Below are 14,807 nucleotides of genomic sequence, written 5' to 3'. Positions count from 1 at the left end.
TGAGAATTAATAGTAGCTTTTATCGGCACCATCAGGTTCGACCATATCAGCAATGGCCGTGTAGATGTTGGGCGGATACTCCGCCAGACGGTGACAGACATACAGATACCACTCGACCCCATATGTTAAATACACCTTTGTATTGACACCTTCATCCTTTAATCCTTTCACCCGATCAGGACGGATTCCATATAGCATTTCCATTTCGACACAGCGTGCATCAAGGATTTCCCGCCGTCGTGCTTCTTGGATGATCGCCTCATCATGGGTTGCGATCGACACCGGATGTTCCGCTTTTACCAACCGGTCAATCAGCTCCATATACCGTTTATTCAACGCCTCGGAACGGGGCAATGCCTTTTCCGAAGGTTCCTGATACGCGCCTTTTACTATCCGGATTTTCCCTGGATAGTCCAGAAGTTCTTGGATGTCGTCGGTGGAACGATGCAAATGAGCTTGAATGGTTATGCCCACATTGGAATATCGTTTGGAAGCCCGTTTATAGATATCGAGAATGGCATCCGTCTTTTCTGATTCTTCCATGCTGATCATAATGGAAAAGTCCTTGCTCTGTGCTTCTTCGGTCAATTCGACCAGGTGATCGTATGCCAAACCAGGATCTTCGGTTAATCCGATGTGAGACAAGTCAAGGGAAACCGTCACTCCTGTTAAATCGGAATAATTCGCCTCTTTGATCAACGCCAAAAACTCATTTTTCGATTCGATGCATTCTTTGACGCTTTTGGTGTTTTCCCCTATGTATTCGAGGGAAATGGAATAACCCTTAGAAACCAGTTCTTTTGCTTTGGAAATGCCGTCTTTTCTCGTTTCTCCGGTTATAAAACGTTTGGCCGCCCGATACAGCAGTGGATATAGATCGGGAGACTGTTGAATGTAAGTTTTGATGCGCGGATCACGGGCGATCGATTTTAATGCATTGGCGGCTTTCCCTTCCTCGGTTCGCATGGACATCCCCTCCTGCAGCTTGTTCACTCCTATTTTATCTGCTTAATGGTTATGTCCAGTTTCCCAGCCGATCCAACGCACTGTCTTTCTCGGAATTGATCACATGGGTGTAGATTTGGGTGGTCTGGATGCTGGAATGCCCGAGAATCTCCTGAACGACGCGCAAGTTTTCCCCATTGGACAAAAGGAGTGTGGCCAAGGTGTGGCGCAGCTTATGAGGAGAGATGTTGGCCGCTTTGGGGGGCAGATTGGCTTCCCGTACGTATTTGCGCAAGGCTTCATAAACCCCTTTGCGACTCATTCTACCGCGGTTTTTGTTGAGAAACAGCGCATCCCGGTGTTCCGGAGAAATGCCTTGCGGGCGTTGGTCCAGGTAGATGCGCAGAGCTTCGAAAGCGGGCTGATTTAATTTCAACATCCGTTCCTTTCCCCCTTTGCCCAACACGACCACCCGGGCAACATCACCATCATACTGAATGTTGTTGACATCCAGGCCCACCAGTTCCGACACCCGCATCCCTGTATTGAGGAAGAGCAGCAAGATCGCCCGGTCCCGGTGCTCATACCAAGTGTACGTCCGCCGCTTCTGCTTGTTGTGATAAGTGCCTACGGCATCAATGAGACGGAGCGCTTCCTCCCGGGTCAGGAAGACGGGAACCTTGTGCTGCTGACGGGAACGGAGGGAGGCGTCTTCGTACTCTTGCATGGGATCCCGGTCCAGCACATCAGCCTTAAGCAGGTAACGAAACAGGGAGCGCAGTGATGCCCGTTTCCGCCGCTTGCCGGATCGGGAGTTCTCCCGAAAATGAGTCCGCTCCACCCATTCCGTACTTACGCCCCCCGTAACAGGGTCTTTTTTGGTGATAGGAACCTGGATGGTACGTTCATAACCGTTTTCAATCCGGCGGAAAAAGCGCTTGATCTCCTTGGACGTCACATCTTCCAACTGCAAGCCTCGACTGGCGAGAAAATCAAAGAACAGAGAGAAGTCATAAGCGTAATTGGCGATGGTTTGCGGCGAACGGTCGGCGCTGATCATCTCCAGAAAGAATTCCTGTACGTCTTCGGGAAACTTCAGGATAATCCGATTAATGTTTTCCGGCAACTGACGGGAGAACATTTCCGCCAAGGGAGGATCACTCCATTTTTTTGTAACGTTATTACTATTATATATAGCACGGGGAATGGAAAAATACCAGATACAAAGAAAAGCGAGAAGTAGCATCAATCCATTGAGGTGAATAGAAAAACCATGGAAACAAAATATAAGGATAACCAAAGGATAGGGCGGTTTATATGGAAAAAAAGAAAAATCCGCCTCCTTATAAACCGGATCGCTCCCGGGATGAACGACGGGGAAGAGTTGGACCGGAAAGCGAGTGAAGACGACGTAAAGCGTAGCGATCATACCGAAGCGACGACCCTGTCGTATGATGAAGTGGAACCCAGTTAATTGTTGAAACACCGGTTGCGCTGGTTGCCGGAAGGGGGAAATGATAGAGTGTAGGAGCAGAAGCGAAGAGGCTGATATTCCAATGATCCGCCTCTTCAACAGTCAAAGAGCAGAACATTACATTCCTGCTTGACTTCTCCTGATTAGTACTGTATAGTTCTAAACATGAAGTCGATAAACGCGAAATCCAAACCAAACAATCGAAAATTGGCGGTATTAAAGGCGGCAGAATTATTTTTAAGGAAAGGTTATTCCCATACCAGTATGGACGAGGTGGTAAAGGAAAGTCGTGTGTCAAAATCGAACATTTACTATCATTTTACCAGCAAGGAGGAATTGGCCCTCGCTGTAGCGGAGCATTGGATTGAACAACACGAGACCATGTTGACATCCCTAATCCTGCAAACCAACCGTTCCGCTGAGGAAAGGATGCTCGAAATCTTTCATGCTCTGTCGGACGATCTAAGGGACCGTTCCTGCCAAGGCGGTTGTCCGTTTCTGTCACTCTATATGCAGACCCATTCCTCTACCGTACGAACGCGTATACGGAGATTTTTCTCTGAACAGATCCCGTTAATCGAGCAGCTTCTTAAGCAAGGGATGGCATCGAACGAATTCCGCTCCGATCTGTCTGTGAAAGAGACGGCATCTCTATTTATATCCACGATCGAGGGAGCGCTTATGATGGCGGAAACCTCCGGAGATCCTCAAGTCGTTTGTGAGACGGGTCAGGCGATGTTACGACTTTTATTGAAGCCGTAATGTCCCACACTGGCAAATGCCAGTTTTCTTTTATCCTCTAATTAGTACTATATAGTACTAATCCTTATGCGTTTTATTCAACCGGAGCAAAGTATCCGTTAAAAAATCCAGGAGGTGGAACCCGTGAACAACATCGATTCGTTTGTAACGGGAGGGACAGGTTTTATCGGCAGATGGCTGATCGTCGAGTTGACAAAGCAACGGAAAAACGTTGCCATTCTATCCCGGGATGTCGGCAGGAAGGAGAAGACCTTCAAGGAATGGATAACGACACGCGGAGGAGAATCTGATCGAGTTTGGTTGGTGGAGGGAGATCTGGGAAAGCCGGGACTGGGATTGCGTAAAGAGGAGAGAAATCGACTGAAAAACATATCCGATCTCTACCATCTGGGTTCGGCGATGTCCTTCGGTCTGGATCCGAACGTATCCAAACAAGTCAACATTGATGGAACCAAGCGGGTATTGGAGCTGGCGGGGGAGGCTTCCGGGTTGAATCGGTTTTTATTGGTTTCCGGATACCGCCTTCGTCACTGGGTCAATCTTGGCGTTCGGCCGGACCAAATACCAGGAGAATATGAAAACAGCAAGTATCATGCAGATTTACTGGTTCGGGCAGAAAGCCAGGGATTGCCCGTCACGTTTGTCCATCCCTCCACCGTAATTGGACACTCGCAAACGGGAGAAACGTCTCAATTGGAGTTCGGCTTCTCAACATTGGTCAGGGACCTGTGGCAGGGAAAACTTGCGGCCATTCCTGGAAGCCGCCACCACTGGTTACCCCTGATCACCGTGGATTACGTCGCAAAATTTCTGGCAAGGATTTCACATCTGCCCGAATCCGTAGGACAAGACTATACGGTATTGGACGATAGGACCCCAAATCTGCCGGAACTCTTCGATTTTATCGCAAGGTATATGGGAGTGCCGACTCCGAAAATCCGCATTCCCATTCCAGTATTAAACGGGCTATCCAACATAAAATTTCTGTCTCACCGGATGGGAGTGGACCCGGAAGCGTTAAGTTTTATTGATGTAAACCGTTATGATGTGGGTCCGGCGATGGCGGCCGCCCGGAAGCTGGGGCTGGAGATGCCTGATCTGGAAAAAGCCCTCCGTTCCAACATCGATTATATGGCGGGCACCTATTTTGGGAGAAGCGATCATCGAGTGCATGCGGGATTTAGAAGGGTGGCGGGATTTTCTACGTTTGTTCAGGGAAAGGCTGACCGTGCACGGTTGGTATTGCTGAACGGATTGCCGCTGGATTCCAATGCGTGGGACCCTCTGGTCGAACGACTCTCCGTTGCCACATTGCGGGCGGATCTTCCGTGGTTGGGACGATCCGGAGTTCAAAAATATGCGTTCAACAAAGGGGAATGGCTGGAGTCGCTACTGTCTGAATTGCCGGAGCCTCCGGTTTTGATCGGTCACTCTTGGGGGGCCGCTTATGCTCTTGAATATGCAGCGACACATCCGGAGAGGGTCGATAAACTGGTTTTAATCTCGCCGTTTTTCTTACAGAAACCAACCGGAGTGAAGGCTTTATCAGGAGCCGTGTCGAGAGATCGGTTGGAACAGTTGATAACGGGAGATTCCCGTCGCTCATCCATTCTGGACGGGTCATTTGAGGCTTTGAACCGAATCAAATCCAAGACTCGCATCACCCGGATCTTTATCGAGGCTTATAAAAAACGAGCAAAGTGGTCGCAGATGGTGGCGGAGCTGAAAATACCCGTGCAGATCATTGTCGGTGAGAACGATCCATTAACTGACGAGAGAGCGAATCGATCGAATCATCTAAAGGTGACTACGATCCCCGGTGCCTCTCATTACCCGCAGCTGGACTCACCTGAAAAAGTGGCAAACGCCATTATAGAGGGATGGTAAAGCAGTAATGATCGTTTCCTTTTCCGGGGAGTCTCTAAGCACGCTCATCCGTTCGGATGCAGGAACAACAAACGACGCGTGCCGTTTCGCCATCCTGTTGGATGCTGTTGACATTGAGACCGACTAATTCGCATACCCGCATCCCGGTATTGAGAAAGAGGGGCAAAATGGCTCGATCCCGGTGTTCGTACCATGTTTGTGTCCGTCGTTTCTGTTTACTGTTGTCTACTGGGCACTACCTGACGCGTCGGCGTTCGACGGCCGACCTCGTCGACATAGCGGATTCTCAGAGCTCTCCGCGCAGGGCTCGCCGGCGGTCGTGAAGCACCAGCAGGATGATCATCCCCATCATCACACCCAGGACGATACCGGCCTCCGTGGTTAGCACCCGTGCCAGCGGGTACTCCGGAGCGGGCTGCGCATAGGGGCGAATGGCGGACATGAGGTTGAAGAGGTTATAAGAAAACAGCATTCCCGACGAAATCCATGCCGCCGCCATGGGAGGCAGGATCCTTCGCGACCCGCGGCGGGAGGTCAGTACCAGCAGGCCCCACGCCCCCGCGAAGGCCCACACGCCAGTACTCAACGACAATAGGTGCCACCATATATCGCGGTCATCGAGCATGGCTGGGTCGATGCCGAGGGTGCCGCCCGCCGCCCAGAATACCTTGATGACACCGAGCAGGATACAGCCAACTGCAACAAGCCTAGCCAGGGTAATCTGCAGCTGCCGGGTGTGTCCCGGCAGCTCTCCGAAGTCGGTAGGACCACCAAGCGCCTCCGGCCACCGCGCCTTGACGTAACCTACCAAGGCGAGCGGCAGGCAGATGCCGATTCCAACCATCGAGACCATGACGAAGATCTGCTCATAGGCCCAGAAGTCAGGGGCGCCTGCCTCCTTGTCCCGGGTCATGGCGGCCGGGCCGAGCACCGGTGCCAGCAGCAGCATGGGAACGAGCAGGCCGGTGCCCACCCATACGGGCAGGGCCACCAGCCATGCGGGCAACCGCTCACCCCACGGCTTGCAGAACGCCATCCCCAGCAGGATGCCGACTGCGGCGAGAACCGCGGTTGCCGCGTTGATTGCACGCCAACTGGCGTCACCCATTTGCTCGGTCGGAATGAAGAGACCAAAAGTCCAGGCGATTTTAATCAGCAGATACGGTGTTATCGCTATGGCGGTGCCATAACCCCAGATTTTACGCATCTTTATCAATCGTGAGATCGGCCGTTCTTCCGTTACTGTCATATCGTCACCTCGGCCACCGTGCGGGCGAGGTCGTCAACCTCTACCTCTACTACAGATGTAAAAGTGGTGTTCGTTCTTTTTCCTTCTGTCATGATTCCTATTCCTCCAATATCGTTTTTTTAATACTTCATTGGCAGGAGCACTGCCTTGTCGTCAAAGTAAAAAAACGATGTATAATTAGTCTTCTGCGTCACTATGATAGTATCTTCAGGACATGGAGAACAAAGCAACCACACTCAATTCTAAGTTTAGTGCCATTGTATCCTATGTACGGTAAATTGGATAATCTCATTTGATTGAGAATATCCAGTGTCCAGATCATTTTTCTTAAATTATTATCGAGAAATGAATGGAATCGCCTTTTTGGCGAGACTGGGCGATCCGGAAACCTTCGGTCTATCGCAAAGAAGATGAAACGTATAGGAAATCCCGGAATCCGAAAAATAATGATATCAAAGTGAGAAGGTGGGATGGCACATGAAAGAGAAAAGAGCGCAGCATCATTCCAAACCAGCAGTCGCTACCGGGATGGATGACCGAGAAGAGCTGGAACAAAAAGCGAGTGATGACGAGGTGAGGCGCGGCGATTCTACGGAAGTGACCACCTTGCGGTACGATGAAGTGGAGCCAAGTTAATACGAGTGCGGTTAAAAGAAAAAGAGACGGATGATCGATCATCCGTCTCTTTCTTCTGGATGTAGCAACTGATAGGCACGGAGAGCAACTTGGATGGCCAAGCGGTTTTCCGGTGACAAGTAATCTTCGCCGAGAAGCTCTTTAATCTTGTCCAAGCGATGATAAAGGGATTGCCTGACGATAAACAGTTTTTGAGCCGCCAATTTTTTTGAACCGTCACAGTCCAGATATATTTTCAATGTGTGAAGGAGCTGGCTTCCCTTGAGACGATCATGTTTAACCAGGGGGCCGAGATAGCGATGGATGAAGCGGTGAAGCGTTTCTTCCTCTTTTACATGGAGAAACAGCTGAAACACACCCATGTCATCGTAAAATAAAAATTGTTTTTGACAGGATGCATTTACTGTAATCACTTGATTGGCTTCCCAGTAGCTCAGATGGGTACCACTAAAACCGGTGTATGATTGTCCCATCCCGATCCGTAGTGGCGGATAGCTGGATTGGCGCTCAATATCGGCGGATTGGATTGATTTGAATACCCGGCGCAGCCTGGACTGGGCTGGCTGGTGGGGATTGATATCAAAAGCGATAATCGCGATCCGATTGTTATTGACAGTAATGAAGGGGCGAAACCCCACTTGTTCAAAAGCGGAACGGACTGTCAAGGAGAAGTCGTAACGAACGGATGGATCCGGAAACGGATCTGATTCGTCCACGCCGTTGTGGACTTCAATGACGCAAACTCTGCTTTTTAATTCCTTTAGTTGTTCGTAATCAGCACCCAACTGAGAGCGGATCGCTTCTTCGCCAATCCGATGATGCAGTAGATCATTCACCCACAGATGCTCAGAATGTAATTTTCGCTCTTGGATATAATGCTTTCTCAGCAATACCTGTGCGATGGACAGGGAGGAGCGGTCCAGTATCAAATAATCGTACTCCTCCGGCTGTTCCGTACCGATCATACCGATATAAGCCCAGGTTTGGCCCATCGCCTTGACGGGTTGAAGAAGTAAGAACCGATCACGATAGTGGAAGCGGTAAGGCAGCGGTTCTTCCTTCTTGGAGACGGATTCATTCTCCAAACGTTGTTGAATCCACTTCAACCACTCCGTTTGTTCCTGATTTCCCATACTGGAGATCCATTGAGGCGTTCCCTGGAGGGGAAGATATACAATTTCGGATTTCGTGTTTTTATGAAGTAATTTTAAGATATGGACGATGGCCTGAGGAAGCAGGGTTAACCGATGAAACTCCCTGGACAGATTCTCCAGATGCTGGAGTATCTGATGGTGACGATTGATAATCAAGGTATGAAGATCCTGCGTGACGTCCGCAAAAACAACGGATTCTTCAAAAACGATGATCGGAAAATCATACTGGTCCGCCACTGCGATCATATCTTTGGGAATGGATTCAAAGTAGTGGCCCAACTCCACACACAGGCAAGAAACACGGAGGTCGATCAGTTTTTGCAGGTAGGAAACAGGGGAAGAGGATGCGGACCGGAAGACGATCCCTGTGGAAAAGATCATTTCTTCTCCTCTGATAAGCGTATCGATTTCAAGCACTTCTAAAACGTGAACCCAGCGAACGCGTCGATTTAACCCCTTTTTGCCCGCGACCACGCGGGCATTTTGGAAAAGGGGGCGTTCCAGTATCTCATGAACGGTTAATGACGTGTTGGAATCCAAATGGTTTCATCCTCTGCTTTTCATTATCAAGTCTTTCCCAATTATAGTATACAAGATGTTTTCATTTGATAAAGCCTTTGCATGAAAAGGTTTTCATGCCTGTGTGATAACGCTGTCAAACGAAAGATCCCCAACCTTTGACACGATGTCCAATGGAATGGAGGGAAGCACTCAGTATACTGGTTTTGAATCCGGAGGGAATAGGGTGATAGTGATGATCATCGGTGTACCGAAAGAGATAAAAAACAATGAAAATCGAGTGGGCATGACGCCGGCAGGCGTGACGGCTTACCGGGATCGAGGGCATGAGGTCTGGGTGGAGACCGGCGCCGGGACCGGTAGTGGTTTTACCGATCAGGAATACCGGGATGCAGGAGCCAAGATTGTCTCTGGACCGGAGGAGGCTTGGTCTGCGGAGATGGTCGTAAAGGTAAAAGAACCACTCCCGGAAGAGTACGGCTATTTCCGAAACGGCCTAATTCTTTACACCTATCTTCACCTTGCACCGGAACCGGAATTGACACGGGCATTGTTGGATAATCAGGTAACCGCCATCGCCTATGAGACGATCCAGATGGATAACGGAGCACTCCCGTTGTTGACTCCCATGAGCGAAGTGGCGGGACGCATGTCGATTCAGATCGGCGCGCAGTTCCTGGAAAAAAACAAAGGGGGAAAAGGGGTCCTTCTCGGCGGAGTGCCTGGCGTATCACCGGCAGAAGTGGTCATTATCGGCGGCGGGGTCGCCGGTACCAATGCAGCCAAAATGGCGATCGGCCTCGGCGCCAATGTCACCATCCTGGATATCAACCCCGATCGGCTGCGCCAATTGGATGACCAGTTCCATGGTCGTCTTCGCACGCTGATGTCCAACTCCTTTAATATTGCCCAGGCAGTCAAGCGAGCGGATTTATTGGTGGGAGCCGTTCTGATCCCCGGAGCACGGACTCCGCGCTTGGTAACCGAAGAAATGGTAAAAACGATGGAACCGGGATCCGTTATTGTGGATGTGGCCATCGACCAAGGCGGCTCGGTGGAAACCATCGACCGAATTACGACACACAGTGACCCCACTTATGTGAAACACGGTGTTTTGCATTATGCTGTGGCCAATATCCCAGGCGCCGTAGCCCGCACATCCACACAGGCCTTGTCCAACGTCACGGTTCCCTACGGCCTCCAAATCGCCACCAAAGGCGTGGAAAAAGCCGTATTGGAAAACGCCGCGATTGCTAAAGGGTTAAATGCCATGGACGGGAAGGTTACCTACCATGCAGTCGCTGAAGCGCACGGGTATTCCTATACCGCTGTTGATGAGCTGTTGGGACAGAAGGCGGCCGTATAAAGTGGAAAGAGAAGAGATCACTCCAACAAGAGTGATCTCTTCTCTTTCCACGGCAAAATACAGGGTTGCGGGTTATTCCATTGCATCTGCTTCGTTTTATGAACTGTACCAAAAGGATGCTCAGGCGCGGCATAACACATGGGTATTCTATAGGAACATAAGAAAAAACTTGAATGACCAGACACGCTCTAGTCGGTGTGTGCGACGGCGCGGATTTCAATCAGTTGGTGAGGGAACGCCAGACCCGACACGCCGATGAGGGTGCCGGCCGGCCGATGGTCGCCTATATACTCCTTCAACAGAACGACGCACTGCTCGAAATGCTCTTGCGGGTTTGTCAGAAAGATCTCCATCTCAGCGATGTTCGACCTCGTGACACCAAACCCCGCCAGCACGCGATCGAGGTTTTCCAGCGTCTGCCGGGTCTGTGCCTCGAAATCGCCCTCGCCAAGGAACGCGCCCTGCATATCATGGGAAAATTGTCCCGAAATGTAGATGGTGCCGTTGACGCTGTAACCTTGGGTGAGGCCGAAAGCTTCTTCCCATGCAACACCGTGATTGTAGGTTTTAGCATTAGACATTTTTTTCTCTCCTTTACTTCAAATTAAGGCTAGTATAAACTGAGCACAAATAAAAAAGTAGTACGCACCTTTTTGATAGGTAGTACCCGAAAGGATAGTGTAAATATGAGTATGGCTGAATATAAAGGTAAAGTTAAAAATATTCAAGATACACCTTTTGGTTATACAATATCATTAATTGGTGGTAAATGGAAAATGGTTATTATTTACCTTTTAGTAGAAAACCAACCAGTTCGCTTTAATGATCTGAAAAGGCAAATAGGGGCTATTACTTTCAAAACATTGAGTTCACAACTAAAAGAATTGGAAGCAGATGGTCTGGTGAAACGGAAAGAGTATCCTCAAGTCCCCCCTAAGGTCGAGTACAGTCTCACAGAGAAAGCGGAAACTCTATTGCCCGTTTTGGAAAAGTTATGTGAGTGGGGAGAAAAAAACCGGGACGGACAAACAAAGAGCCACTGAAAAACGAAATCAGGGGTGAAAAACCGGCTCCTCCTTCATTGGTTATCGATGCTCATAAGGGTCATTGCAAATGTTCTCCTGTCCATAAAGCGGTGCGAAACGAACGGTTTTGCGTGGTATGAAGCAACCATAGAAGAATTCGTTTTGACAGAGAGGTGGATGTGTGTGTTATGGCAGATGAACTTTTCGAGAATCCACGTCTCTCTGCAATTTACGACCCGTTTGATCCTGACCGTTCCGACCTTGATGCTTACGAGGCCATTGTCAAGGAGTTTGGTGCTCGTTCTGTGCTCGACATCGGCTGTGGAACAGGAACTTTTGCCTGTCGCCTCGCCGCCCGGGGCATCAAGGTGATTGGAGTAGATCCAGCCGCAGCCTCTCTCCATGTGGCTCGTACGAAACCTTGGAGTGAGCATGTCGAATGGATTCTCGGCGATGCCTTGCTCATTCCCCCTCTGGCGGTGGACCTTGCGACGATGACCGGCAACGTCGCCCAGGTCTTTCTGACCGATGAAGAGTGGAAGAAAACCCTCCGTGCAGTACGTGCGGCGTTACGACCCGGCGGACGGTTCGTGTTTGAAGCGCGAGACCCCAAAGCACAGGCGTGGCTGGGGTGGAACCGGGAGAACACCTACCGCCGCGTTGTGACGCCTGGCTGCGGCAATGTTGAGGGGTGGGTTGAAATCATCGATGTTCAAGGTTCTTTGGTCTCCTTTCGGTGGACTTATATTTTTGAGAGTGATGGGGCTGTAATCACATCAGACTCGACATTGCGCTTCCGAAGTCGCGAAGAGATTGCAAACTCACTCCAGGATGCGGGCTTATCCGTGGATGAGATCCGAGGAGCCCCCGATCGGCCGGGGCTTGAATTTGTCTTTATCGCTCACCACCCGATCGCTTAGAGTGCAGGATGGTTCTGTCGGCCTGCACGCGATGGGCTGAAAAAACGGACACAAAAGCAGCCCCAATCATGTAGAGAATGGGGCTGCTTTTGTGTCAAAAAAATACTGGGGCCTTATTTGCGCCAATGGACAAATCATTTTTCCGTTTTTTAGGTATTCAACACTCAAAACCGACATATAACTTCACAAAACAATGATTTTGTTACGTTGAAAGGGTTGATTAAGATATCGATGCAAATCAGGAAAATCACTCGCCGGAAAATCTCAATACAAAAAGAAATCTAGGGTTTTGAGATATAGAATTTGATCAGCATACAACCGTATTCACTTAAAAATAACCCCCCTAAAAAAGACGAATTTGAAGACCTAAAAAATTCCATCCCTCCTCGTTTCTTCGGGTCCCGAAAACCGAATCTGAGGGATTTTCTAATCCGAATTTTATTCATGACCCAATCCATTTCGCTGCATAAGTTCCGTCACTTCTTGTTAACGTGGCTCAAAAAACAAGGCATTGACGATGCACTCATTCAGCCTTATTCTGGACATGCAAGCCGTAAGTCGCTTGAAGTATATTCTAAGTTGGTCATTACCGATGCTCAGGATGAGTATAAAGTGTCATCCCTGAAATTTCCATATAAATACGAACGGCTTGAGAACCACATGGGATCTCAAGTCGTTTTTCCATTTAATAGATTGATGGCACCGAATTTGCCGGATGCTCCTTCTACCTCACTTTAAGCAAGTGTGGTGGCAAAATGGCTTGTGGTTACAAACAACTCATATCCAGCAGGTGAAAATGGATATAGTCCTTTTCACAAAGCAAATACTTTGGCGCCACTGTTTGAGAGTTCACTTGGATGCTTCCTTGCTTAATCAGTTTTTGGATTTGGGTTCGGCTCACATCCTTAATTTTGGTCGAAAGCGCTCGATCCAATCTCAAGGGGCTTGCTACCGATTGGATGCAAATGCATAGGGTGTGAATTCCTTGTTTCGATAGTTCCCCAATGGATATCGTTGAATTTTCCACTGACTCTGGGCAAAATTCTTTTTCTGAGTCATTGACTGTCAAACCCGGCTTGGCTTTGTAGATATCCAACTTCTTGTTCCACGTGTGATCATTTGCGCATTTATAAATGGCAAATTGATAGATGTTTTTTCCGTTGGCATTATGTCTGCGTTTAGAAGAGTCCACAAAAGAAACCTTTCGTCCGCATTGCGGGCAATATCTGGTGACCGATTCCTCAGTTTCCAAATCAAATCTCCAATGAATATACAGCACAGTCACTTGTCTTCACCTCTTAGGCGAAGGAACGCAGCACAATCTCGTGTTAAAGGAGATATGAACTTTTTTCCAAAAAAAATACGGAATAACCCTAAGGTTTTCCGCATGGTTTCGTTTATAACAACTTGATACCCGCGTTCCTTGTAATGGTTATAAATAGGCGCACTAATCCCTTGGTCAACTGTTGAAAAATCAACTTGGATCAGGCGCTATTTGATTACTTAACCATTACAAGTTAGCTGGCATAAAAGTTTAATTCCCCTTTCAAATATCTCCGTGTACCATTATAAACTTATTTCTATGCGTTTTCAAATAATTTGTTTGATTAAAATCTTTCCTCTAACCACACATGACCAAAGTGAAGTCGGCTTTGCCTTTTGTCATCTACTTGGCTTTAAGCCTGATGTCCCGATAAAATATCGGCTTTTGGTACATTTATCACTCATAAAAAGAGCTCTCCAGAGATTCGGAGGGCTCTTGCATTTTTGTCCATGTGTTTGCTGGTGGTGTCGCTACGCTGGTATTCCCCCTAATAAGTCCGACAATCGAACAAGCCGAACATTTCGATCTGATGAAGTCAGCCGCCAGTAACAGGCGATGGTTGACCATAGAGATTAGGGAACGTTTAATCCCTTGGTTGATTCCTCCCTGCATAAAACTCTTCTTTTGTTAAACCGAACACCAATTGATCATAATAACGCCCCTGGGTGTAAACCATCCGCCGCAGCCGGCCTTCTAATTGAAATCCCAAATTTGTATGTAACCGGATAGAGCCGTGATTGAAACTATGGACATAGACTGTTACTTTCTGATAGGATAATTCGCCAAAGTAATAACGTAACAATAATGCAATCGCTTCGGAAGCATACCCTTTGCGCCAATGCTTCCGGAAGATGAAGATGCCATATTGAAACGTGCCATTCTTTTTGTCACAAGCATGAGTGCTGATGCTTCCGACCAACTCCCGATTCAACGTTTCCACCGCCAAGCGAAATCCATCTTGGGGGATCATCTCTCTGCTGATCCATGATTGACTTTCATCTTTCGAACGCGGAATCGGGATTCGATCCATCAACCTGGCCGCTTCGGAATCCTGTTCATAGTGATGGAACCACTCCCAGTCCGACGGCTCGATCGCCCGAAGCCTGACTCTTTCCCCTTCCCAGAGATTGTAACCCATTTCCTTCCTCCCTACCGGCCCTTCCCACTATTTGTTTTCTATATGTGCATACGGATGACAAGACAAAGGGGTTCCTTCATTTTAAACCAGTCTCACCGATTATGGTGACTGGTAGGGGTATCTACATGATACGTATAAAATATACAGTCAAGGATGGATATATTATCCACCCCATAGTTCACCCCTCTAATGGCAGACGCCAACGGCGGCTTAACGGGAAGAGCGCACCGCGCCCTTCCCGCGCTGGGGGTTGGGGGAAAATCCCCAACGAGCGAGCCCCGGTATATACCGGGGCTCGCTCGCCATTCACATATCCGCAACTAAACGGCAACGCTTTTTTAGATTTGCCGGCATGTATTGGGTTGCGACCAAACAACTCACTCCGTGCCAGCTTTCAGCGATTCGCTT

15 protein-coding genes are annotated in these 14,807 nt (G+C 48.8%); 8 read left to right on the top strand and 7 right to left on the bottom strand.

Annotation, left to right across the window (positions count from 1 at the left end; all coding sequences use genetic code 11):
- Window positions 1-6 precede the first annotated feature (6 nt).
- Window positions 7-966, bottom strand: a complete 960-nt coding sequence (locus JOE21_RS01900) for a proline dehydrogenase family protein (RefSeq protein WP_309861707.1) — start codon at window positions 964-966, stop codon at window positions 7-9.
- 49 nt (window positions 967-1,015) lie between these two features.
- Window positions 1,016-2,086 (bottom strand): tyrosine-type recombinase/integrase, encoded by a 1,071-nt coding sequence (locus JOE21_RS01895; RefSeq protein WP_309862400.1) that lies wholly within the window; start codon window positions 2,084-2,086, stop codon window positions 1,016-1,018.
- A gap of 132 nt (window positions 2,087-2,218) precedes the next feature.
- Here JOE21_RS01895 and JOE21_RS01890 point away from each other — a divergent pair, with 132 nt between their 5' ends.
- The 3 genes from JOE21_RS01890 to JOE21_RS01880 all read left to right on the top strand — a co-directional run bounded on the left by JOE21_RS01890 (window position 2,219) and on the right by JOE21_RS01880 (window position 5,068).
- A complete protein-coding gene (locus tag JOE21_RS01890; protein ID WP_309861705.1) occupies window positions 2,219-2,419 on the top strand; it encodes a hypothetical protein in 201 nt (66 codons plus the stop codon).
- A 165-nt stretch (window positions 2,420-2,584) separates the two neighbouring features.
- Entirely contained in the window at window positions 2,585-3,181 is a 597-nt protein-coding gene (locus JOE21_RS01885) for a TetR/AcrR family transcriptional regulator (RefSeq protein ID WP_309861702.1), read from the top strand.
- Window positions 3,182-3,304: 123 nt separating this feature from the next.
- Window positions 3,305-5,068 (top strand): alpha/beta fold hydrolase, encoded by a 1,764-nt coding sequence (locus JOE21_RS01880; protein ID WP_309861700.1) that lies wholly within the window; start codon window positions 3,305-3,307, stop codon window positions 5,066-5,068.
- A 286-nt stretch (window positions 5,069-5,354) separates the two neighbouring features.
- Here JOE21_RS01880 and JOE21_RS01875 read toward each other — a convergent pair whose 3' ends face one another.
- Complete coding sequence (locus tag JOE21_RS01875) at window positions 5,355-6,317, bottom strand: hypothetical protein (RefSeq protein ID WP_309861698.1); 963 nt, start codon at window positions 6,315-6,317, stop codon at window positions 5,355-5,357.
- A gap of 477 nt (window positions 6,318-6,794) precedes the next feature.
- Between JOE21_RS01875 and JOE21_RS01870 the strand changes: the two genes are divergently transcribed.
- Window positions 6,795-6,953 carry a hypothetical protein gene (locus JOE21_RS01870; RefSeq protein WP_309861695.1) on the top strand — a complete coding sequence of 53 codons (159 nt, stop codon included), beginning with the start codon at window positions 6,795-6,797 and terminating at the stop codon, window positions 6,951-6,953.
- A 38-nt stretch (window positions 6,954-6,991) separates the two neighbouring features.
- On the opposite strand, the gene JOE21_RS01865 is transcribed toward JOE21_RS01870, so the two are convergent.
- Window positions 6,992-8,647 carry a PucR family transcriptional regulator gene (locus JOE21_RS01865; RefSeq protein ID WP_309861692.1) on the bottom strand — a complete coding sequence of 552 codons (1,656 nt, stop codon included), beginning with the start codon at window positions 8,645-8,647 and terminating at the stop codon, window positions 6,992-6,994.
- Between the two features lie 214 nt (window positions 8,648-8,861).
- On the opposite strand from JOE21_RS01865, the gene ald reads away from it, so the two are divergent.
- Complete coding sequence (gene ald, locus JOE21_RS01860; RefSeq protein WP_309862397.1) at window positions 8,862-9,992, top strand: alanine dehydrogenase; 1,131 nt, start codon at window positions 8,862-8,864, stop codon at window positions 9,990-9,992.
- A 188-nt stretch (window positions 9,993-10,180) separates the two neighbouring features.
- Here the strand turns inward: ald and JOE21_RS01855 are convergent, their stop codons facing one another.
- Window positions 10,181-10,573 carry a RidA family protein gene (locus JOE21_RS01855; RefSeq protein ID WP_309861689.1) on the bottom strand — a complete coding sequence of 131 codons (393 nt, stop codon included), beginning with the start codon at window positions 10,571-10,573 and terminating at the stop codon, window positions 10,181-10,183.
- 105 nt (window positions 10,574-10,678) lie between these two features.
- Here JOE21_RS01855 and JOE21_RS01850 point away from each other — a divergent pair, with 105 nt between their 5' ends.
- From JOE21_RS01850 to JOE21_RS01840, 3 genes are all read left to right on the top strand, one after another.
- The gene (locus JOE21_RS01850; RefSeq protein ID WP_309861685.1) at window positions 10,679-11,035 is read left to right on the top strand and encodes a winged helix-turn-helix transcriptional regulator; all 357 of its coding nucleotides are present in this window, start codon (window positions 10,679-10,681) and stop codon (window positions 11,033-11,035) included.
- A gap of 170 nt (window positions 11,036-11,205) precedes the next feature.
- Window positions 11,206-11,937: a class I SAM-dependent methyltransferase gene (locus JOE21_RS01845; protein WP_309861683.1), complete on the top strand. Its 732-nt coding sequence runs from the start codon at window positions 11,206-11,208 to the stop codon at window positions 11,935-11,937.
- Window positions 11,938-12,240: 303 nt separating this feature from the next.
- Window positions 12,241-12,675 carry a tyrosine-type recombinase/integrase gene (locus tag JOE21_RS01840; protein WP_309861681.1) on the top strand — a complete coding sequence of 145 codons (435 nt, stop codon included), beginning with the start codon at window positions 12,241-12,243 and terminating at the stop codon, window positions 12,673-12,675.
- A 28-nt stretch (window positions 12,676-12,703) separates the two neighbouring features.
- On the opposite strand, the gene JOE21_RS01835 is transcribed toward JOE21_RS01840, so the two are convergent.
- Both JOE21_RS01835 and JOE21_RS01830 read right to left on the bottom strand, forming a co-directional pair.
- Window positions 12,704-13,222, bottom strand: coding sequence for a S4 domain-containing protein (locus JOE21_RS01835; protein WP_309861678.1), 519 nt, complete (start codon window positions 13,220-13,222; stop codon window positions 12,704-12,706).
- A gap of 622 nt (window positions 13,223-13,844) precedes the next feature.
- Window positions 13,845-14,399: a GNAT family N-acetyltransferase gene (locus JOE21_RS01830; protein ID WP_309861675.1), complete on the bottom strand. Its 555-nt coding sequence runs from the start codon at window positions 14,397-14,399 to the stop codon at window positions 13,845-13,847.
- Window positions 14,400-14,807 lie beyond the last annotated feature (408 nt).

Source organism: Desmospora profundinema, from assembly GCF_031454155.1.
GTDB classification, from domain to species: Bacteria; Bacillota; Bacilli; order Thermoactinomycetales; family DSM-45169; genus Desmospora; species Desmospora profundinema.
This window is presented reverse-complemented; position numbering and strand designations above follow the sequence as displayed.

Bases quoted from the DNA above. Each gene is read 5' to 3' on its own strand.
- JOE21_RS01845 (WP_309861683.1), top strand. From the start codon at position 11,206: ATGGCAGATGAACTTTTCGAGAATCCACGTCTCTCTGCAATTTACGAC.
- JOE21_RS01890 (WP_309861705.1), top strand. From the start codon at position 2,219: ATGGAAACAAAATATAAGGATAACCAAAGGATAGGGCGGTTTATATGG.
- JOE21_RS01855 (WP_309861689.1), bottom strand. From the start codon at position 10,573: ATGTCTAATGCTAAAACCTACAATCACGGTGTTGCATGGGAAGAAGCT.
- JOE21_RS01830 (WP_309861675.1), bottom strand. From the start codon at position 14,399: ATGGGTTACAATCTCTGGGAAGGGGAAAGAGTCAGGCTTCGGGCGATC.
- ald (WP_309862397.1), top strand. From the start codon at position 8,862: ATGATCATCGGTGTACCGAAAGAGATAAAAAACAATGAAAATCGAGTG.
- JOE21_RS01870 (WP_309861695.1), top strand. From the start codon at position 6,795: ATGAAAGAGAAAAGAGCGCAGCATCATTCCAAACCAGCAGTCGCTACC.
- JOE21_RS01850 (WP_309861685.1), top strand. From the start codon at position 10,679: ATGAGTATGGCTGAATATAAAGGTAAAGTTAAAAATATTCAAGATACA.
- JOE21_RS01895 (WP_309862400.1), bottom strand. From the start codon at position 2,086: ATGTTCTCCCGTCAGTTGCCGGAAAACATTAATCGGATTATCCTGAAG.
- JOE21_RS01875 (WP_309861698.1), bottom strand. From the start codon at position 6,317: ATGACAGTAACGGAAGAACGGCCGATCTCACGATTGATAAAGATGCGT.
- JOE21_RS01900 (WP_309861707.1), bottom strand. From the start codon at position 966: ATGCGAACCGAGGAAGGGAAAGCCGCCAATGCATTAAAATCGATCGCC.
- JOE21_RS01885 (WP_309861702.1), top strand. From the start codon at position 2,585: ATGAAGTCGATAAACGCGAAATCCAAACCAAACAATCGAAAATTGGCG.